The organism is Bacillus sp. JS (genome assembly GCF_000259365.1).
Lineage (GTDB): Bacteria > Bacillota > Bacilli > Bacillales > Bacillaceae > Bacillus > Bacillus stercoris.
Genome location: NC_017743.1, coordinates 2,353,653 through 2,370,719, shown reverse-complemented (window position 1 = coordinate 2,370,719; position 17,067 = coordinate 2,353,653). Strand labels below are relative to the sequence as shown.

General features: G+C 44.1%; 21 protein-coding genes and 1 pseudogene. 18 read left to right on the top strand and 4 right to left on the bottom strand.

Going from position 1 to position 17,067, the window contains the following annotated elements:
• Positions 1-139: 139 nt before the first annotated feature.
• Genes MY9_RS11900 through MY9_RS11880 form a run of 5 tightly spaced genes read left to right on the top strand, consistent with a single transcriptional unit; the run spans position 140 to position 2,560 of the window.
• Positions 140-610, top strand: a complete 471-nt coding sequence (locus MY9_RS11900; protein WP_014664502.1) for a GNAT family N-acetyltransferase — start codon at positions 140-142, stop codon at positions 608-610.
• Between the two features lie 9 nt (positions 611-619).
• Entirely contained in the window at positions 620-964 is a 345-nt protein-coding gene (locus MY9_RS11895) for an antibiotic biosynthesis monooxygenase family protein (RefSeq protein ID WP_014664501.1), read from the top strand.
• The gene (locus MY9_RS11890; RefSeq protein ID WP_014664500.1) at positions 957-1,988 is read left to right on the top strand and encodes a bifunctional GNAT family N-acetyltransferase/GrpB family protein; all 1,032 of its coding nucleotides are present in this window, start codon (positions 957-959) and stop codon (positions 1,986-1,988) included. The genes MY9_RS11895 and MY9_RS11890 overlap by 8 nt, the downstream gene beginning before the upstream one ends.
• A complete protein-coding gene (locus MY9_RS11885) occupies positions 1,985-2,308 on the top strand; it encodes an iron-sulfur cluster biosynthesis family protein (protein ID WP_014664499.1) in 324 nt (107 codons plus the stop codon). Before MY9_RS11890 ends, MY9_RS11885 begins: the two co-directional genes overlap by 4 nt.
• A 12-nt stretch (positions 2,309-2,320) precedes the next feature.
• Positions 2,321-2,560 (top strand): YqkC family protein, encoded by a 240-nt coding sequence (locus tag MY9_RS11880; protein WP_014664498.1) that lies wholly within the window; start codon positions 2,321-2,323, stop codon positions 2,558-2,560.
• 42 nt (positions 2,561-2,602) lie between these two features.
• Here the strand turns inward: MY9_RS11880 and MY9_RS11875 are convergent, their stop codons facing one another.
• Positions 2,603-3,517, bottom strand: coding sequence for an alpha/beta hydrolase (locus MY9_RS11875; protein WP_014664497.1), 915 nt, complete (start codon positions 3,515-3,517; stop codon positions 2,603-2,605).
• 161 nt (positions 3,518-3,678) lie between these two features.
• On the opposite strand from MY9_RS11875, the gene MY9_RS11870 reads away from it, so the two are divergent.
• On the top strand, positions 3,679-3,903 hold the full coding sequence (locus MY9_RS11870; RefSeq protein WP_014664496.1) for a YqkE family protein: 225 nt from the start codon (positions 3,679-3,681) through the stop codon (positions 3,901-3,903).
• A 166-nt stretch (positions 3,904-4,069) separates the two neighbouring features.
• Here MY9_RS11870 and MY9_RS11865 read toward each other — a convergent pair whose 3' ends face one another.
• Together MY9_RS11865 and mciZ are read right to left on the bottom strand one after the other, a co-directional pair.
• Positions 4,070-4,990 (bottom strand): aldo/keto reductase, encoded by a 921-nt coding sequence (locus MY9_RS11865; RefSeq protein ID WP_014664495.1) that lies wholly within the window; start codon positions 4,988-4,990, stop codon positions 4,070-4,072.
• A gap of 63 nt (positions 4,991-5,053) precedes the next feature.
• The gene (mciZ, locus tag MY9_RS11860; protein ID WP_014664494.1) at positions 5,054-5,176 is read right to left on the bottom strand and encodes a Z-ring formation inhibitor MciZ; all 123 of its coding nucleotides are present in this window, start codon (positions 5,174-5,176) and stop codon (positions 5,054-5,056) included.
• A gap of 73 nt (positions 5,177-5,249) precedes the next feature.
• Here mciZ and nudF point away from each other — a divergent pair, with 73 nt between their 5' ends.
• A complete protein-coding gene (nudF, locus tag MY9_RS11855; protein WP_014664493.1) occupies positions 5,250-5,807 on the top strand; it encodes an ADP-ribose pyrophosphatase in 558 nt (185 codons plus the stop codon).
• Complete coding sequence (locus tag MY9_RS11850; protein ID WP_014664492.1) at positions 5,804-6,967, top strand: TIGR00375 family protein; 1,164 nt, start codon at positions 5,804-5,806, stop codon at positions 6,965-6,967. Before nudF ends, MY9_RS11850 begins: the two co-directional genes overlap by 4 nt.
• A gap of 8 nt (positions 6,968-6,975) precedes the next feature.
• On the opposite strand, the gene ansR is transcribed toward MY9_RS11850, so the two are convergent.
• On the bottom strand, positions 6,976-7,326 hold the full coding sequence (gene ansR, locus MY9_RS11845) for an HTH-type transcriptional regulator AnsR (RefSeq protein WP_014664491.1): 351 nt from the start codon (positions 7,324-7,326) through the stop codon (positions 6,976-6,978).
• A 181-nt stretch (positions 7,327-7,507) separates the two neighbouring features.
• Here ansR and ansA point away from each other — a divergent pair, with 181 nt between their 5' ends.
• The 10 genes and pseudogenes from ansA to deoB all read left to right on the top strand — a co-directional run bounded on the left by ansA (position 7,508) and on the right by deoB (position 17,057).
• Entirely contained in the window at positions 7,508-8,497 is a 990-nt protein-coding gene (gene ansA, locus MY9_RS11840; RefSeq protein ID WP_014664490.1) for an asparaginase, read from the top strand.
• Positions 8,498-8,541: 44 nt separating this feature from the next.
• Entirely contained in the window at positions 8,542-9,969 is a 1,428-nt protein-coding gene (gene aspA / locus MY9_RS11835) for an aspartate ammonia-lyase (RefSeq protein ID WP_014664489.1), read from the top strand.
• 141 nt (positions 9,970-10,110) lie between these two features.
• Positions 10,111-11,517, top strand: a complete 1,407-nt coding sequence (mleN, locus tag MY9_RS11830; protein ID WP_014664488.1) for a malate-H+/Na+-lactate antiporter MleN — start codon at positions 10,111-10,113, stop codon at positions 11,515-11,517.
• 16 nt (positions 11,518-11,533) lie between these two features.
• On the top strand, positions 11,534-12,853 hold the full coding sequence (locus MY9_RS11825) for a malic enzyme-like NAD(P)-binding protein (protein WP_014664487.1): 1,320 nt from the start codon (positions 11,534-11,536) through the stop codon (positions 12,851-12,853).
• Between the two features lie 87 nt (positions 12,854-12,940).
• A pseudogene (locus MY9_RS11820) lies at positions 12,941-13,147 on the top strand (hypothetical protein); the annotation flags it as partial.
• Between the two features lie 108 nt (positions 13,148-13,255).
• Positions 13,256-13,900 carry a stage II sporulation protein M gene (gene spoIIM, locus MY9_RS11815; protein ID WP_014664485.1) on the top strand — a complete coding sequence of 215 codons (645 nt, stop codon included), beginning with the start codon at positions 13,256-13,258 and terminating at the stop codon, positions 13,898-13,900.
• Positions 13,901-14,012: 112 nt separating this feature from the next.
• A complete protein-coding gene (gene fur, locus MY9_RS11810) occupies positions 14,013-14,462 on the top strand; it encodes a ferric iron uptake transcriptional regulator (protein WP_003223972.1) in 450 nt (149 codons plus the stop codon).
• Positions 14,463-14,586: 124 nt separating this feature from the next.
• Positions 14,587-14,814, top strand: a complete 228-nt coding sequence (locus MY9_RS11805; RefSeq protein ID WP_014664484.1) for a YqzK family protein — start codon at positions 14,587-14,589, stop codon at positions 14,812-14,814.
• Positions 14,815-14,821: 7 nt separating this feature from the next.
• Positions 14,822-15,712 (top strand): site-specific tyrosine recombinase XerD, encoded by an 891-nt coding sequence (gene xerD / locus MY9_RS11800; protein ID WP_014664483.1) that lies wholly within the window; start codon positions 14,822-14,824, stop codon positions 15,710-15,712.
• Positions 15,713-15,872: 160 nt separating this feature from the next.
• Complete coding sequence (gene deoB / locus MY9_RS11795; RefSeq protein ID WP_014664482.1) at positions 15,873-17,057, top strand: phosphopentomutase; 1,185 nt, start codon at positions 15,873-15,875, stop codon at positions 17,055-17,057.
• Positions 17,058-17,067: the final 10 nt, after the last annotated feature.

Below are 17,067 nucleotides of genomic sequence, written 5' to 3'. Positions count from 1 at the left end.
TATTGTTCCCTCGGCAGTCTGGAAACGTATGATACAGGAAAGAAGGCATTTACAATTCCAGCCAGGCAAAATATAATTTTTATATTGTGAGAAAAAGAGCTGACATTCGTTTTGCCAGACGGAGGGAGATCAAATCGTAATGGATATTCGAACAATCACGTCTTCAGATTATGAAATGGTAACGTCTGTAATGAATGAATGGTGGGGCGGCAGACAGCTGAAAGAAAAATTGCCGAGACTATTTTTTGAGCATTTTCAGGACACAAGCTTTCTTGCATCTGAACATAACAGCATGACCGGATTTTTAATCGGATTTCAATCGCAATCGGATCCTAAAACGGCGTACATTCATTTTTCCGGTGTGCATCCGGATTTCAGAAAAATGCAAATTGGAAAACAATTATACGATGTATTTATTGAAACAGTAAAACAAAGAGGATGCACCCGGGTGAAATGCGTCACTTCACCAGTGAATAAAGTATCAATCGCATATCACACAAAATTGGGGTTTGATATTGAAAAGGGCACCAAGACGGTAAATGGCATCTCAGTGTTTGCAAACTATGATGGCCCTGGCCAAGACAGGGTACTGTTTGTCAAAAACATATGAGGGGGAAATATGATGGATTTTTTATCAAAAACACCTGAGCCTCCTTACTATGCCGTCATTTTTTCTTCTGTCAAAAGCGAAACTGACACAGGATATGGAGAAACGGCAGAGCGGATGGTATCGCTTGCGGCGGATCAGCCTGGATTTTTAGGCGTGGAAAGCGTTCGTGAAGCGGATGGAAGGGGCATCACAGTTTCCTATTGGGACAGTATGGACGCAATTACCCTTTGGAAGCATCACACTGAACACCAAGCGGCAAAAGAAAAAGGAAAAAGTGTTTGGTACGAGTCGTATGCAGTCCGCGTCGCAAAAGTCGAAAGACAGCGGCTGTTTCAGGAGAACACGAATGATTGAATTTCTTCAGCATAAGGAAGACACAATAGCCCGTGAGATTATAGCCGTACAGATCCCCTCTTACATAAAGGAAACAGAGATTATCGGTTTTGACGGCATTCCCGCTTTACAAGAGAAGGTGAAGGATATTCAAGCATCTCATGAACGGTTTGCGGGATACCGGAAAAACGGCAAGCTGATCGGTGTCATTTCATATGAAAAAAACATGCATCATCTCACCATTTGCAGGCTTGTTGTGCATCCTGACGGTTTTAGAAAAGGAATTGGACGAGCACTTCTGCAATTTGTCATTGATCAGAACGAAGACGCTGAGAAAATCGAAGTAGTCACAGCCGAGAAAAATATCCCGGCCGTGTCTCTCTATACACAGGCGGGATTCCAAAAAGCAGAAACCGTCAAAGCAGCGCAGGGTCTATTGCTGTCGGTCTTTCATTTGTATCCGAAAAGAAAAGTTGAGGTCGTTCCCTACAACGAAAAATGGACGAAAGGTTTCGATGAAGAAAAAGAACGGCTGAAGCGGGTGTTCGGGCCGGAGATGATCGCCGTTCATCATATCGGAAGCACATCGATACCGAACATGGCAGCGAAGCCAATCATTGATATGTTAATTGAAGTCAGGAGCATTGAAGCCGTGAGCCAATTTGATGAACAAATGAAGGCTATCGGCTATATGCCAAAAGGTGAGAACGGCATAGCGGGCAGGCGTTATTTCCAAAAGGGCGGAAATAAACGAACCCATCATGTCCATCTGTACGAACAGGGAAACCCTGCTATTGAAAGGCATCTGTTATTCAGAGATTATCTCAGAGCTCATCCGAGCATAGCAAAAGAATACGCCGTTCTCAAAAAACGGCTGGCGGCCCAGCATCCCGACAGCATCAAACAGTACATGCAAGGGAAAGATGAATGGATCAAGACTGCAGAAGAAAATGCGAAGCGGTGGAAAAAAGGCAGAAACCATGCGAATGGCAGTGTTGTATGCTACAATAGCGAAAATGATGAAAACGGGGGTTTCACCTTATGAACATACATGTGACAGATGCAGCGAAACAGGCACTGCAGCAGGCGTTCGACGCCAACCCGGGAAAAAAAGCCCAGCTTCGTTACGATGCAGAAGGATGCGGCTGCGCGGTAAGCGGTGTACCGACAATCTGGCTGACAGAAGAATTAACGGGACAGTGCGAGCAGTTGGAAACGAACGGCATTCCGCTGTATATCCAATCGTCGCAAAAAGTGTTTTTTGACGATCAAATGACGATCGATTACAATGAAAAAGCCAAAACATTGGCGCTGAAAAGCCCGGCTGAAATGCTCAGCCCCAGAATGAGCATATTAGTAAAGTAGGAGACGCGAAACGTGGAACAAAAGCTGAAAGCAATGAAGAACACAGCACAAAATAAAACGTGGGTATCCTTCCTGAATCAAAACCATCCCTATACCTTGCTTCACTGGTCAATTGGAGGAGCAGAATCCGTCAAGAAAGATGTTTGGCTATTGCAGGATGAAATGACCTTCGAGACGCAGGAGTTTACAACGATAGACCTTGCGATTGAATGGATCAGAGAACATATGGATGATATTACCGACGTTTTGTGAAATAAAAAAGCGAAAGAGCCGACGAGGCCTTTCGCTTTTTTATTATGTTGAGACCTTCATTTTGTCTAAAAACTCCTGCACCGTTTTCCGGTACGTGTCCCGGTTTTTGGTGTATGACATGGCATGTTCACCGTTCTCGGCGATATACAGCGCTTTCGGTCCGGTTTTCTTTTCGTAAAGCCGCTCGGTTGAAGAAACAGGAATGTAATCATCATCCTGACTGTGAATAAAGAGGACCGGCTTTTCGATTTGATCAATGACAGCAAGCGGAGATACTTCGCGTGCGCGATAGCCGCCCCTCAGCTTCAAAAAGAAGTCGGCGATAGGGAGCAGGGGCCAAGACGGGAGCCTGTATTCCGTTTTCAGCAGATAGGCAAGCTGTTCATCAAAACATGCGAACGGACAATCGGCAATATAAAAATCAGCGCCATCATCACAGTGCGCGCCAGCGTAAAGCAGAGCGGTCACAGCTCCCATCGATTCACCGTGAATTCCGATCAATCCGCGATGATTTGTTTTGTTTTTGAGCCAGCTGACAACCTCATTGAGATCATCTTTTTCATAAAACCCGTAGCTGGTCGTCTTTCCGCCGCTTTGGCCATGCCGGCGGTGATCATAAATAAGTACATTCCAGCCGAGATCAAGAAATAAATGCATATACTTAAGAGAATTCAGCACATTCATCGTTACTCCGTGGCAGATGATGATGGTGTTTTGAGTGTCATGCGGTGCGACATGGTATCCCTTTATGTTATACCCGTAAGCGGATGGAATCTCAAAAGCAGTTTTCTCCATTTGTTCAAATGATTCGAACACATCATGTCCGTCGTCTTTCTCTCTTTTGATAATGTCTTCGTCCGTTTTTTTCTTGATGAATAGAATCATGTTCGAAAAAACAATTCCGATTGCGATGACAGCAGTTAAGAGAGCGCCAATGGCCAAAAGGATTTTCTTCAAAAGTCACAGCACCTTTCAACGAAATATATAGGTCATTCGTGTGTAAGATCATTATACCTAAACACTGCTCCGCTGAGAAAGTTATCAGAAGAGAGTTTGCTTGTTCAGCTTATATGCTCCGTGATAAACTGGCTTCAAAACAATACATGGGGGAAGTCTGCATGAAAAAACAAAAATCCGCTGATAAACACCAGCTAAAAGACGGCCTTCAATCCGATATCAAAGCAAAGCTTATGGAGATGAAGAGCCAATTGAAGGAAGAGGATGAAAAGAGGCAGGAAAGAGAAAAAGCAGAACAGATCAGAAAGAAAAAAGAGATCGAAAAAAATAAAAGTTTTGAACAACTCCTAAATGAAAGCCAAATGGATTGGCATCGATATAAATAAATCGGCCACCCATACAGAGGCTGGTTTCAGGCGTGTCGACAAACACTTGTGTACCTTGTCAAGCCTGTGAGTCGGCAGCTTCCATGCATGTCTTTTCTAACCTGCATGTTTTTCAATCGCGGTTAACAAAATGAAATCAGCACCCTTAAGGGTGCTGATTTTTCTATTAAGAGCGGTGGGCTTCATAAACGTCTTGTTTCGTATGAGATTGAAGCGCTTTGATTTCCTCTTCTGTTAAACGCCGCGCCTTTGCTGCCTGAATGTTTTCCCGTAACTGCTCAACCTTACTGGCGCCTGTAATCACTGAAGCGACAGCCGGTTGTGCTAACAGATACTGCAGCGACTTTTCTGTCATCGAAAGGTCGGGAGCCACTTCCTCCATTGCCTTGCGGGCATTTGTCAGTTCCTCAAATGAATAGGACAAGTACCCGTTTTGTTTCATGCTGTCTGCCGCTTGATCAAGGGGTCTTTCGGTTAAGAGCCCTTTGGCAACAGGGCCTCTGGCGACTACGCTGATTTGATGTTCCTCTAAAAGCGGGAGCCATTCCTCAGGGCGTCTGTCAAACAAGCTGAATTGCATCATGATGCTGACGATGTTTGATTTCTTTACATATTCTTTTATCACATTCGGGCGGATGGAAGAAATGCCATAGTAGCGGATGACACCTTCTTGTTTTAATTCCTCAAACGCCTCGATCGTTTCATCAATGTTATCCTCTATCGTGCCGCCGTGAAGCTGATAAAGGTCGATATAATCAGTTTTCAGCCGTGTAAGGCTCTTTTTTACCGCTTCTTTTATGTAAGCTTTTGAAGGGTCCCAATACCAGCCCTCGCTCCCGTCATCCCAACGGTTTCCCGCTTTTGTTGCCAGAATAATATCTTGGCGTCTGTTTTGGATCGCATCACCGACGATTTCTTCGTTGCGTCCCCGGTCATACAAATCCGCTGTGTCCAAATAGTTGATGCCGAGCTCGATCGCTTCATCCAAAATGGACAATGCTTTGTTTTTTTCAGTTCCAAGAGACATACAGCCGAGTCCGACTTCGCTTATTTCTAAATCAGATGTACCCAGTTTGCGCTTTCTCATGTGCACACTCCTTTTTTTAGGCTTTGTATTGACCGTAATATAAAGGAGCTAAAGTTTCAACTTTTACGGCTCTGACACCCATTCTTTTACATATTGAAATGTGCGTCCATACTCTTTTAACTTTGCCCGAATTTCCCATGCTTTTCCGACTAAGACAACACCTTTTGGCATGCGGTACACTTTCACGAAAAGGCCTCCTTTTCTCTAGTATGATAAAATGTATGGGGCATCATATAGAGACAGAACGGGAGATGAAGAAATGAAATCATTAGAAGAAAAAACAATTGCCAAAGAACAGATCTTTTCAGGTAAAGTTATTGATCTATTTGTCGAGGATGTAGAGCTGCCAAACGGCAAAACGAGTAAACGTGAAATTGTGAAACACCCTGGAGCAGTAGCGGTATTAGCCGTCACAGATGAAGGGAACATTATCTTGGTCAAACAATTCCGTAAGCCGCTTGAGCGGACAATCGTTGAAATTCCAGCCGGAAAGCTTGAAAAAGGTGAGGAGCCGGAGTATACGGCACTTCGGGAACTTGAGGAGGAAACCGGCTATACAGCAAAAAAACTGACAAAAATAACTGCGTTTTATACCTCTCCCGGCTTCGCTGATGAAATCGTTCACGTATTTCTTGCTGAGGAGCTTTCTGTACTCGAAGAAAAACGGGAGCTTGATGAGGACGAGTTTGTTGAAGTGATGGAGGTGACGCTTGAAGATGCGCTAAAGCTGGTTGAATCGCGTGAAGTATATGATGCTAAAACTGCCTATGCGATTCAATATCTTCAACTGAAAGAAGCGCTCCAAGCACAAAAATGAAAAAGATTTACGCGGATTTGCACATTCATATAGGCCGGACCTTTACAGGAAGGGCTGTCAAAATAACAGGCGCCAAAACATTAACGCTGGACCGGATTTTGGTTGAAGCCAGTGAACATAAAGGAATTGAACTCCTCGGTATTATCGACTGTCATTCTCCGGAAGTCATTCTAGAGCTTGAGGAAGGCATTTCATCTGGAAAATATCGCGAGCTTGATGGGGGAGGAATCCGTTATCGCAGTACGACTCTTTTATTGGGGAGCGAGCTGGAGATTTATGATGAAGACTGCAGCGGGCCGATCCATGTGCTTGTATTTATGCCGAAGCTGGCTGATATGAAGCAGTTTTCAAACTGGCTGTCAGCCAGGCTGAAAAATATTCATTTAAGCTCACAGCGGATATATGAAACGGGCTTAAACCTGCAACAAAAAGTCAAGGAAATGGGCGGTCTTTTTATCCCCGCCCATATCTTTACACCGCATAAAAGCTTATATGGAAAAGGGGTTAAATCAAGCTTAACTGAGGTTTTTGATCCGTCAATGATAGATGCGGTGGAGCTTGGATTAAGCTGTGATACAGACATGGCTTCACACATATCTGAATTGAATCCGTATCCTTTTTTAACAAATTCTGATGCGCATTCGTTGGGGAAAATCGGCAGAGAATATAATGAACTATATGTGCAATCAGCTGATTTTACTGAGTTTGCTCTTGCATTAAAAGGGCAAGATGAAAGGAAAATGATCGCAAATTACGGCTTGGACCCGTTATTGGGGAAATATTATCAGACGGCTTGCGAAGCGTGCGGAGAACCTGCCGTGAGCGGGGAAAAATCGTGCGCGAATTGCGGCAATGTTAGATTTACCAAGGGAGTCAGCGAAAGATTGCGTGAATTGAGTGATCAGCCTCAAGTTCGCGTCCCGCGTCCGCGATATGTACATCAGATCCCCCTGCAATTTGTTCCGGGTGTAGGCCCGAAAACGCTGGACAAGCTAAAAAAAGCCTTCGGAACAGAAATGGCTGTTCTTCATGAGGCTGCAGAAGAAGATTTGGCTCACGTTGTCCCGCCAAAAACCGCGGCGCTTATCGTAAAAGCGAGATCCGGAAAACTGGAATTGAAAGCCGGAGGAGGAGGAACCTACGGTAAAATTAAACCGTGAGTTAAAGATTAACTCAGTTCCTCCTGTACTTTTCTTTTTGTCCGTATAAAGGTAATCAGCTGGATGATTTCATCTTCACTCAGCGGCTTGCCATCAACAGAAATGGTAAAGTCAAGGCTGCTCCACGTGGCCAATTCAATGGTCTGGGGAGCAGTCTGCTTTTGTTTCTCACGGCCTAAAAGTTCATCGCAGGTTGTGTCAAAGAGGTCAGCAAGCATGGCAAGTGCCTCAAGAGAAGGCCGTCGGTAGCCTGACTCGTAGCCGGCATATGTGCTTTTTGCGATGCCCAGAAGGTCAGCTGTATATTGAAGTGACCAATTTTTCTTTTTTCTCAATTCAGTTAAACGATCTAGATTCATGAACTTCCGCTCCTTTTTCACCTTGAGCTGATTATATCATATAGGTATTAGGAAGTGTACGCGAATTGAATAATAATGTCTTGCGTATTTTATTTTCCGTGTCTATAATTGCATTAAAAGTATGCGAAAAGCGAATACCTTCTCGCAACCCATCTTTAGATACAGTGAAGAGGTGCATGGTATGAAAAAATTATTGATGTTGACAACTGGGGGAACGATTGCTTCAGTTGAAGGGGAAAATGGGCTGGCTCCCGCGGTCAAGGCTGATGAATTACTAAGTTACGTATCAAAACTTGATAACGATTACACGATGGAAACTCAGTCGCTTATGAATATAGACAGCACCAATATGCAGCCTGAATACTGGGTGAAAATAGCCGAAGCCGTTAAGGAAAATTATGATGCCTATGACGGGTTTGTTATTACTCACGGTACAGATACAATGGCCTATACATCTGCCGCACTATCATATATGCTGCAGCATGCCAAAAAGCCAATCGTCATCACCGGCTCGCAGATTCCGATCACGTTCCAAAAAACCGATGCCAAAAAAAATATTACAGATGCCATTCGCTTTGCCTGTGAAGGCGTGGGCGGCGTTTACGTTGTATTTGACGGCAGAGTCATTCAAGGAACGCGTGCGATCAAATTAAGAACGAAAAGCTACGACGCATTTGAAAGCATCAATTACCCATATATCGCTTTTATCAATGAAGACGGGATCGAATACAACAAACAAGTAACGGAACCTGAGAACGAAACCCTTGCAGTTGATACTTCACTTTGCACAGATGTATGTCTGCTGAAGCTGCATCCAGGCTTAAAGCCCGAAATGCTTGATGCCCTGAAAAGCATGTACAAAGGGATTGTCATTGAAAGTTATGGCAGCGGAGGGGTGCCGTTTGAAGGCAGAGACATTTTGTCAAAAGTGAATGAGCTGATTGAAAGCGGCATTGTCGTCGTCATTACAACTCAATGTCTGGAAGAAGGCGAAGACATGAGCATTTACGAGGTAGGCCGCAGAGTCAACCAAGACTTAATTATCCGATCAAGAAATATGAACACAGAAGCCATTGTGCCAAAATTGATGTGGGCACTAGGTCAGTCTTCGGATCTTCCTGTCGTCAAGAGAATTATGGAAACGCCGATAGCTGATGACGTTGTCCTGTAAAATGTAAAAACGATAACCAGCAAAGAGAAAGAAGGTTAAAGATTATGTTAAACGGCCAAAAAGAATATCGCGTGGAAAAAGACTTCCTTGGGGAAAAACAAATTGAGGCAGATGTTTATTACGGAATTCAGACGCTCCGTGCTTCTGAAAATTTCCCGATTACGGGATACAAAATCCATGAAGAAATGATTAACGCACTGGCGATAGTAAAAAAAGCCGCGGCTCTTGCCAACATGGACGTGAAACGGCTGTATGAAGGAATTGGCCAAGCTATTGTACAAGCCGCTGATGAGATTCTGGAAGGCAAGTGGCACGATCAGTTTATCGTCGATCCGATTCAGGGCGGTGCCGGAACTTCTATGAACATGAATGCGAATGAGGTTATCGGAAACCGGGCTCTTGAAATCATGGGACATAAAAAGGGAGATTATATCCATTTAAGCCCAAACACACATGTGAATATGTCACAGTCTACAAACGATGTGTTCCCGACTGCGATTCATATTTCCACATTGAATCTCTTGGAAAAACTGCTGAAAACAATGGAAGACATGCATAGTGTGTTTAAGCAAAAAGCACAGGAGTTTGATTCTGTTATTAAAATGGGCCGGACACACCTTCAAGATGCGGTTCCAATTCGTCTTGGCCAGGAATTCGAAGCGTACAGCCGTGTTCTGGAGCGTGATATTAAACGAATCAAACAATCGCGCCAGCACCTGTATGAAGTCAACATGGGCGCAACTGCTGTTGGTACAGGGCTAAACGCTGATCCTGAATATATTAAACAGGTAGTAAAGCACCTTGCTGATATCAGCGGTCTTCCTCTTGTCGGCGCTGATCATCTTGTTGATGCAACACAAAATACAGATGCGTATACAGAGGTATCAGCTTCATTAAAAGTCTGCATGATGAACATGTCGAAGATCGCAAACGACCTGCGCTTAATGGCGTCAGGACCGCGCGCGGGCCTTGCGGAAATTTCTCTGCCTGCACGTCAGCCGGGGTCATCCATTATGCCGGGAAAAGTCAATCCGGTTATGGCGGAGCTGATCAACCAAATTGCGTTCCAGGTTATTGGAAACGACAATACAATCTGCCTTGCTTCAGAAGCAGGACAGCTTGAATTAAACGTCATGGAGCCCGTGCTTGTCTTTAATTTGCTTCAATCTATCAGCATCATGAATAACGGCTTCCGCTCGTTCACTGATAATTGCTTAAAAGGCATCGAAGCCAACGAAAAGCGCTTGAAGCAATACGTAGAAAAAAGTGCAGGAGTCATCACTGCAGTCAATCCGCATCTTGGGTATGAAGCGGCAGCTAGAATTGCCCGGGAAGCAATTATGACAGGGCAATCTGTCCGCGATCTTTGCCTGCAGCATGATGTGCTGACAGAAGAAGAATTGGATATCATTTTAAACCCATATGAAATGACAAAACCAGGTATCGCTGGGAAAGAACTATTAGAAAAATAAAATTTGAACAAAAAACAGCTTATTCATCTCGGGATATTCCGATGAATAAGCTGTTTACAACATAGGGATGAGGAAGTATAGTATACGTGTTGCACTATTTATTGAAAGCGTTTTAGCTTTTTACATGAAGGGGGACTTCTTTTGAAGGATGTAAGACTGCCAACACTATTTGAAATTATTATTGTACTAGGATCATTTTTAGCACTTGTCATGTCGTTTACCGTCTTTTTAGACTTGCCGATACAGCTCGCGCTTTTCATTTCCTGGTTTATCGCAATGATTCTCGGAATCAGACTCGGTTATACTTATAAAGATATGCAAAATGCGATCCTGCATGGAATATCAAATGGGCTTGAAGCCGTTCTGATTCTTGTTTCAGTAGGAGCGCTTATTGGAACATGGATCGCTGGTGGAATTGTGCCCACACTAATTTACTATGGTTTAGAATTTATTCACCCTAGCATCTTTTTACTTGCAACGCTGATTATTTGTTCAATTATGTCTGTCGCAACAGGTACGTCATGGGGAACAGTCGGAACTGCCGGCATTGCCATGATCGCAATTGGAGAGGGGTTAGGCATTCCGCTTCCTCTTGTAGCCGGTGCTATCCTTTCAGGCGCTTATTTCGGGGACAAGCTGTCTCCTTTGTCTGACAGCACGGTTCTTGCTTCTTCGCTATCTAAAGTAGATGTGTTAGACCACGTCAGAGCAATGCTCTTTTTATCTGTGCCAGCATATGTGATTACAGCTATTCTCTTTACAATTACTGGTTTTATGTACGGCGGGAAAAATATTGACCTTGATAAAGTTGACTTCTTGAAATCATCTTTGCAAAATACGTTTGACATTCATATTTGGATGCTGATCCCGGCTGTTGTTGTTATTGTCTTATTGGCGATGAAAAAACCATCAATGCCGGTTATCGTGATTGGTGCGTTACTTGGTGCAATCTGGGCTGTTGCTTTCCAAGGCATGAATCCTGCGGACGCTATCGCTACCGCATACAACGGATTCTCCATTAAAACAGATGTTGAATTTTTGAATGGCCTGTTAAACCGCGGCGGAATTGTCGGAATGCTCAGTTCCCTTGTCGTGATTATCTTTGGACTTGGTTTTGGCGGACTGCTAGAAAAGCTTGGCGTCTTAAAAGTGATCGTTTCTATGTTTGAAAAGAAGCTGACATCACCGGGCAATGTGACTTTATCTACGCTGATCGTAGCGTTTTTAGCAAACATCTTCGGCTGTGCGATGTATGTATCTCTTATTTTGACTCCGAAAATTATGGAAGACAGCTATGATCGTTTGAATCTCGATAGAAGGGTGTTATCCCGTAACTCAGAGGTCGGAGGTACATTAACTTCAGGTATGGTTCCTTGGTCTGATAACGGGATTTACATGGCGGGAATACTAGGAGTTTCTACCTTCTCATATCTGCCGTTTATGTGGCTCAGTTTTGTAGCAATAGGTCTTGCCATTATCTATGGTTATACAGGAAAATTTATATGGTATACGAAAAACAATACAGTTAAAGCTGAAAAACTAGGCTAATAGGGGAGGATACTGAATGATAGCGAAACACATGATTCGGACACTGATGATCGAAACGCCTTCGGTTCCCGGAAATCTTGGAAGGGTGGCTACGGCAATCGGCCTTCTGGGCGGGGATATTGGTGAAGTGGAGACTGTAAAAGTCGGCCCCAATTACACAATGCGGAATATTACCGTTCAAGTGGAGAATGAAGAACAGCTTCAGGAAGTGATCGCGGCTGTCCAGGCCCTCGGAGAAGGGATCAGACTTCACACCGTATCTGATGAAGTTCTGTCCGCACATGAAGGCGGAAAAATCCAAATGAAAAGCAAAATGCCGATCCGTTCACTGGCAGAGCTGGGGCGTGTCTATACACCAGGTGTTGCAGATGTGTGCCGATTGATCGAAAAAGAACCTGAAAAGGCTTCTATATATACAACGATCAGCAATTCTGTCGCGATTGTAACCGATGGAACCGCTATTTTAGGTCTTGGAAATATCGGCTCTGTCGCAGGCATGCCTGTCATGGAAGGAAAGGCTGCTTTATTTGATCAGCTGGCGGGCATTAGCGGCATCCCGATATTGCTTGATACGAGTGATCCGGAAGAAATCATCAAAACGGTAAAACATATTTCTCCTGGTTTTAGCGGCATCCTTTTAGAGGATATCGGTTCGCCGCATTGCTTTGAGATCGAAGACCGCCTAAAAGAGGAGCTGAACATCCCTGTTATGCACGATGACCAGCATGGTACAGCTGTAGTGACGCTGGCAGCTGCCATCTCAGCATGCAGGAGTGCGGGGGTTGACCTCAAGGAAGCGAAAGTGGGGCAAATCGGCTTGGGCGCAGCAGGCGTCGCCATCTGCCGGATGTTCATGGCCTATGGCGTGAAAGCAGTGTACGGAACAGATAAATCAGAGGCGGCAATGAACCGTCTTGAACAATACGGCGGACATGCAGTTTCCAGTATTGAGGAGCTCATGGAAACATGTGATATTGTCATTGCTACAACTGGAGTTCCGGGGTTAATCAAACCGGCATTTGTACGTTCCGGCCAGGTGATTTTGGCATTATCAAATCCGAAGCCGGAAATTGAGCCGGAGGCCGCACTGCAGGCTGGCGCCGCATATGCAGCTGACGGGCGTTCTGTTAATAATGTACTCGGTTTTCCGGGGATTTTTAGAGGAGCGCTTAACGCAAAGAGCAAGGAAATTAATCATGATATGCTTGTCGCAGCAGCAGAGGCAATAGCAGCCTGCACAAAACAAGGCGATGTGGTCCCTCAGCCGCTTGATTCAAAAGTCCATCATGAGGTAGCAGCAGCTGTCGAGCATGCAGCTCTTGCAGCAGTAAAATAAAAGCAGCTAAACAGCACCTTAGCAGGGTGCTGTTTTTTCTTATCCGTGTTCAATTTTGTTATCATTACTAAATAAGGGAGTGATCACATGGCAAAAAGCCAGGCAAAAAAGAAGCGGGAGCATCGGCTGAGAAACGGCGGACGTGACGTCTTATCATCAAGAGGCAGTACACCATCTTTCAGCACACATGAAAGAATGACAAAAAGCAAATAAGAGATTTTGAATAAACGCAAGCATAAGAATCCTTATGATCATACGGCAGTTGATGATAAGGATTTTTTTTCGTCCAAAAAACCGCCTAGCATTCTTCTCTATCGTTTCTTTTTGAAAAGGGGCATCTTTTTGTGTTTCTTTCATACAATCTATTAAATCAAATCAATAGAGCGGGCGGGAGGAAACGGTATGCGAAAAATCTCTTATAAGGACATGTTTCTCAGGCACGTCAAAGATCATCTCTCTCTTTATATATTTGTTTCAGTGCTGTTTTTCATGGGTGTCATCTTTGGCGCGATTATTGTCAACAGCATGACGATCAGCCAGAAAGAAGATTTATATTACTATTTAAGCCAATTTTTCGGACAGCTTTCGGATGGAAAACAAGCAAGTGCATCTGATATGTTTGGACAAAGTATCTTTCATAATGCAAAATATTTAGGGCTGATGTGGATACTGGGGATTTCCGTCATTGGCATGCCGATTATTTTTATCATGATCTTTCTGAAAGGGATCGTCGTCGGCTTTACTGTCGGGTTCCTTGTCAATCAGATGGGAGTAAGCGGGTTTTTTCTATCATTTGTCTCCGTTTTGCCGCAAAATGTGCTGCTGATTCCGGCGTATCTCATTATGGGTACGTGTGCGATTGCGTTTTCTTTAAAGTTAATCAGGCAGCTGTTCGTGAAACGAAGCCTGCATGACGCGCCGATTCAATGGTTCGGACGGTATGCCTTTGTGCTGCTGGTTATTCTGCTTTTAGCGCTGATTTCGTCTCTCTTTGAAGCATACTTATCTCCTGTATTAATGGAAAAGCTTACATCGAAACTTTTTTAAAATAATTATTAAAAGAAAATCGTTTTATTTATCAGTTTATAATAATTATAGTTGGAACTCTGCGCTTATTTTGTTATAATGAGTCATGGAATGCGGCGTAGGAGGGAAAGACATGGAAAACCGTATTGATCGAATTAAGAAACAACTGCACTCATCCAGCTATAAACTTACGCCCCAGCGTGAAGCGACAGTAAGAGTGCTGCTTGAAAACGAAGAAGACCATTTAAGCGCAGAAGATGTATACCTCCTCGTAAAAGAGAAATCTCCTGAGATCGGTCTCGCTACAGTATACCGTACGCTTGAATTATTAACTGAATTAAAAGTCGTTGATAAAATTAACTTTGGAGACGGCGTATCCCGTTACGACCTTCGGAAAGAGGGCGCAGCCCACTTTCATCACCACTTGGTGTGCATGGAGTGCGGGGCCGTTGATGAAATTGAAGAAGATTTGCTTGAAGACGTGGAAGAAATCATTGAACGTGATTGGAAATTTAAGATTAAAGATCATAGATTAACGTTTCACGGCATTTGCCACCGCTGTAACGGAAAAGAAACTGAATAGACGGTGCCGAGCGCGAACCTTTTCTCCTGGGGAAAGGGTTTTTTGCTGTTTCTATGTATAAAACCTTTCTGATTTGGCATATGGTTTATATAACTGGAACCATAGGGAAAGGATCGATTAGGACATGGGAAGATTCCTGAAAACAACTGTCGATGCATTGAAAGTTTTCATCCTGTTTACCGGTTTTACCGCTTTGTTCTATTATGCTATGATATGGGTGAATCAAGAGTATGAAAACTATCATCGGTACGATAAACCGGAAGGCTCCGCTGTAAAAGTTGTGGAAATGGATCAGGATGAAAAAGGCGGATGGTTCGACCGGTTGATCTTTTTTTACCAAAACGGGGAGTAGATCAAGAGTGAAAGATCAAATAAAGGATTTCATCCACTACGTCATGGTAGAGAGAGGGCTCTCTCAAAATACGATCGTATCCTATGAACGTGACTTGAAAAGCTATTCTCTCTACTTAACAGAAACCCTTCATGTTACGGATTGGAATCACGTGACCCGCATACATATTATCCAATACTTAAAGCACTTGAAGGACTCGGGGAAATCCGGGAAGACATCGGCGCGGCATTTGGCATCCATTCGCTCTTTTCATCAATTTCTGCTCAGGGAAAAAGTGACGGACAAGGACCCTTCCGTTCATATCGAAACACAAAAGACCGAACGGGCGCTTCCGAAAGTGCTCGCACTCAATGAGGTCGAGCGATTATTGGACACGCCTAAGCTGACGAGCCCTTTCGGCTATCGGGATAAAGCAATGCTGGAACTGCTTTATGCGACAGGCATACGAGTCAGTGAAATGATTGAATTGAAAACGTCGGATGTTCATTTATCTATGGGGTTTGTCCGATGCTTCGGCAAAGGAAGAAAAGAGAGGATCGTGCCAATTGGTGAAGCAGCCGCTTCCGCCATTGAGGAATATATGACAAAAGCCAGGGGGAAATTGTTAAAGAACAATGTGTCTGACGCCCTCTTTTTAAATCATCACGGCAAACAGATCAGCCGCCAGGGATTTTGGAAGAACCTGAAGAAAATCGCGTTGGAAGCCGGGATTAAGAAAGAGCTGACTCCGCATACTCTCAGGCATTCCTTTGCGACGCATCTGCTTGAGAACGGGGCAGATTTAAGAGCGGTTCAGGAAATGCTCGGTCATGCGGATATATCCACGACGCAAATTTATACGCATGTGACGAAAACAAGGCTGAAGGATGTGTACAAGCAGTTTCATCCGCGTGCATAGCCGCAGATGGCTGCGGCTTTTTTGTTTAGAGCGACAGAAAATATTGAAGTTTCTCATTATTTCCAAATGCATTGTCAACGGGGATGAAAACGGTTTATACTTGAGTTGTCAGACCTCTTAGCGATACAATAGACGTATAGAAAAAAAGGAGGCTTTCAAGATGCCTGCATACAAATATAATCGTGTGTTTTTAATTGTGATGGACTCAGTCGGAATTGGCGAAGCGCCGGATGCCGCTGACTTTAATGACGAAGGCGCTCATACGCTCGGGCATATTGCCGAGCATATGAACGGATTACATATGCCGAATATGGCAAAACTCGGCCTTGGTCTTATCGAAGATATCAAAGGTGTAGAAAAAACAGAACATCCGCTTGCGTATTATGGAAAAATGCAAGAAGCGTCAAACGGCAAAGATACAATGACCGGCCATTGGGAGATTATGGGCTTATACATTGATAAACCGTTTAAAGTGTTCCCGGAAGGCTTTCCTGATGAATTGCTTCAAGAGCTGGAAAAGAGATCTGGACGCAAAATAATCGGAAACAAGCCGGCTTCAGGCACGGCGATTTTGGATGAACTTGGCCAGGAGCACATGGAAACAGGAGCTTTAATTGTTTACACGTCTGCTGACTCTGTTCTGCAAATTGCCGCTCACGAAGAGGTTGTGCCGCTTGAAGAGCTGTACCGCATTTGTGAAACGGCGAGAGAACTGACGCTTGATCCGAAGTATATGGTTGGCCGCATTATTGCACGGCCGTTCGTCGGAGAGCCGGGGCAATTCAAACGGACGCCAAACCGCCATGACTATGCGCTTAAGCCGTTTGACCGCACTGTCATGAATGAATTGAAGGACAGCGGCTTAGATGTGATTTCAATCGGTAAAATCTCTGATATTTACGACGGAGAAGGCATTACTTCTTCACGGAGAACGGTTTCTAATATGGACGGAATGGACAAGGTGATCGATACGCTGGGAGAAGACTTTACGGGTCTCAGCTTTGCGAACCTTGTTGATTTTGACGCCTTATTCGGACACCGCCGTGACCCTGAAGGCTACGGACGCGCGCTTGAAGAATTTGATGCGCGGCTTCCGGAAGTGTTTGAAAAAATGAAAGAAGATGATCTGTTGATTATTACAGCAGACCACGGCAATGATCCGATTCATCATGGGACTGACCATACACGCGAGTATGTGCCGATTCTCGCTTACAGCAAAAAACATAAAAAAGCGCAAATGCTGCCGCTCGCAGATACATTTGCCGATATCGGCGCAACGATCGCTGATAATTTCCAAACAAATAAACCGAAATACGGGAAAAGCTTTTTATCTTTATTACAATAGGGGGACTGTT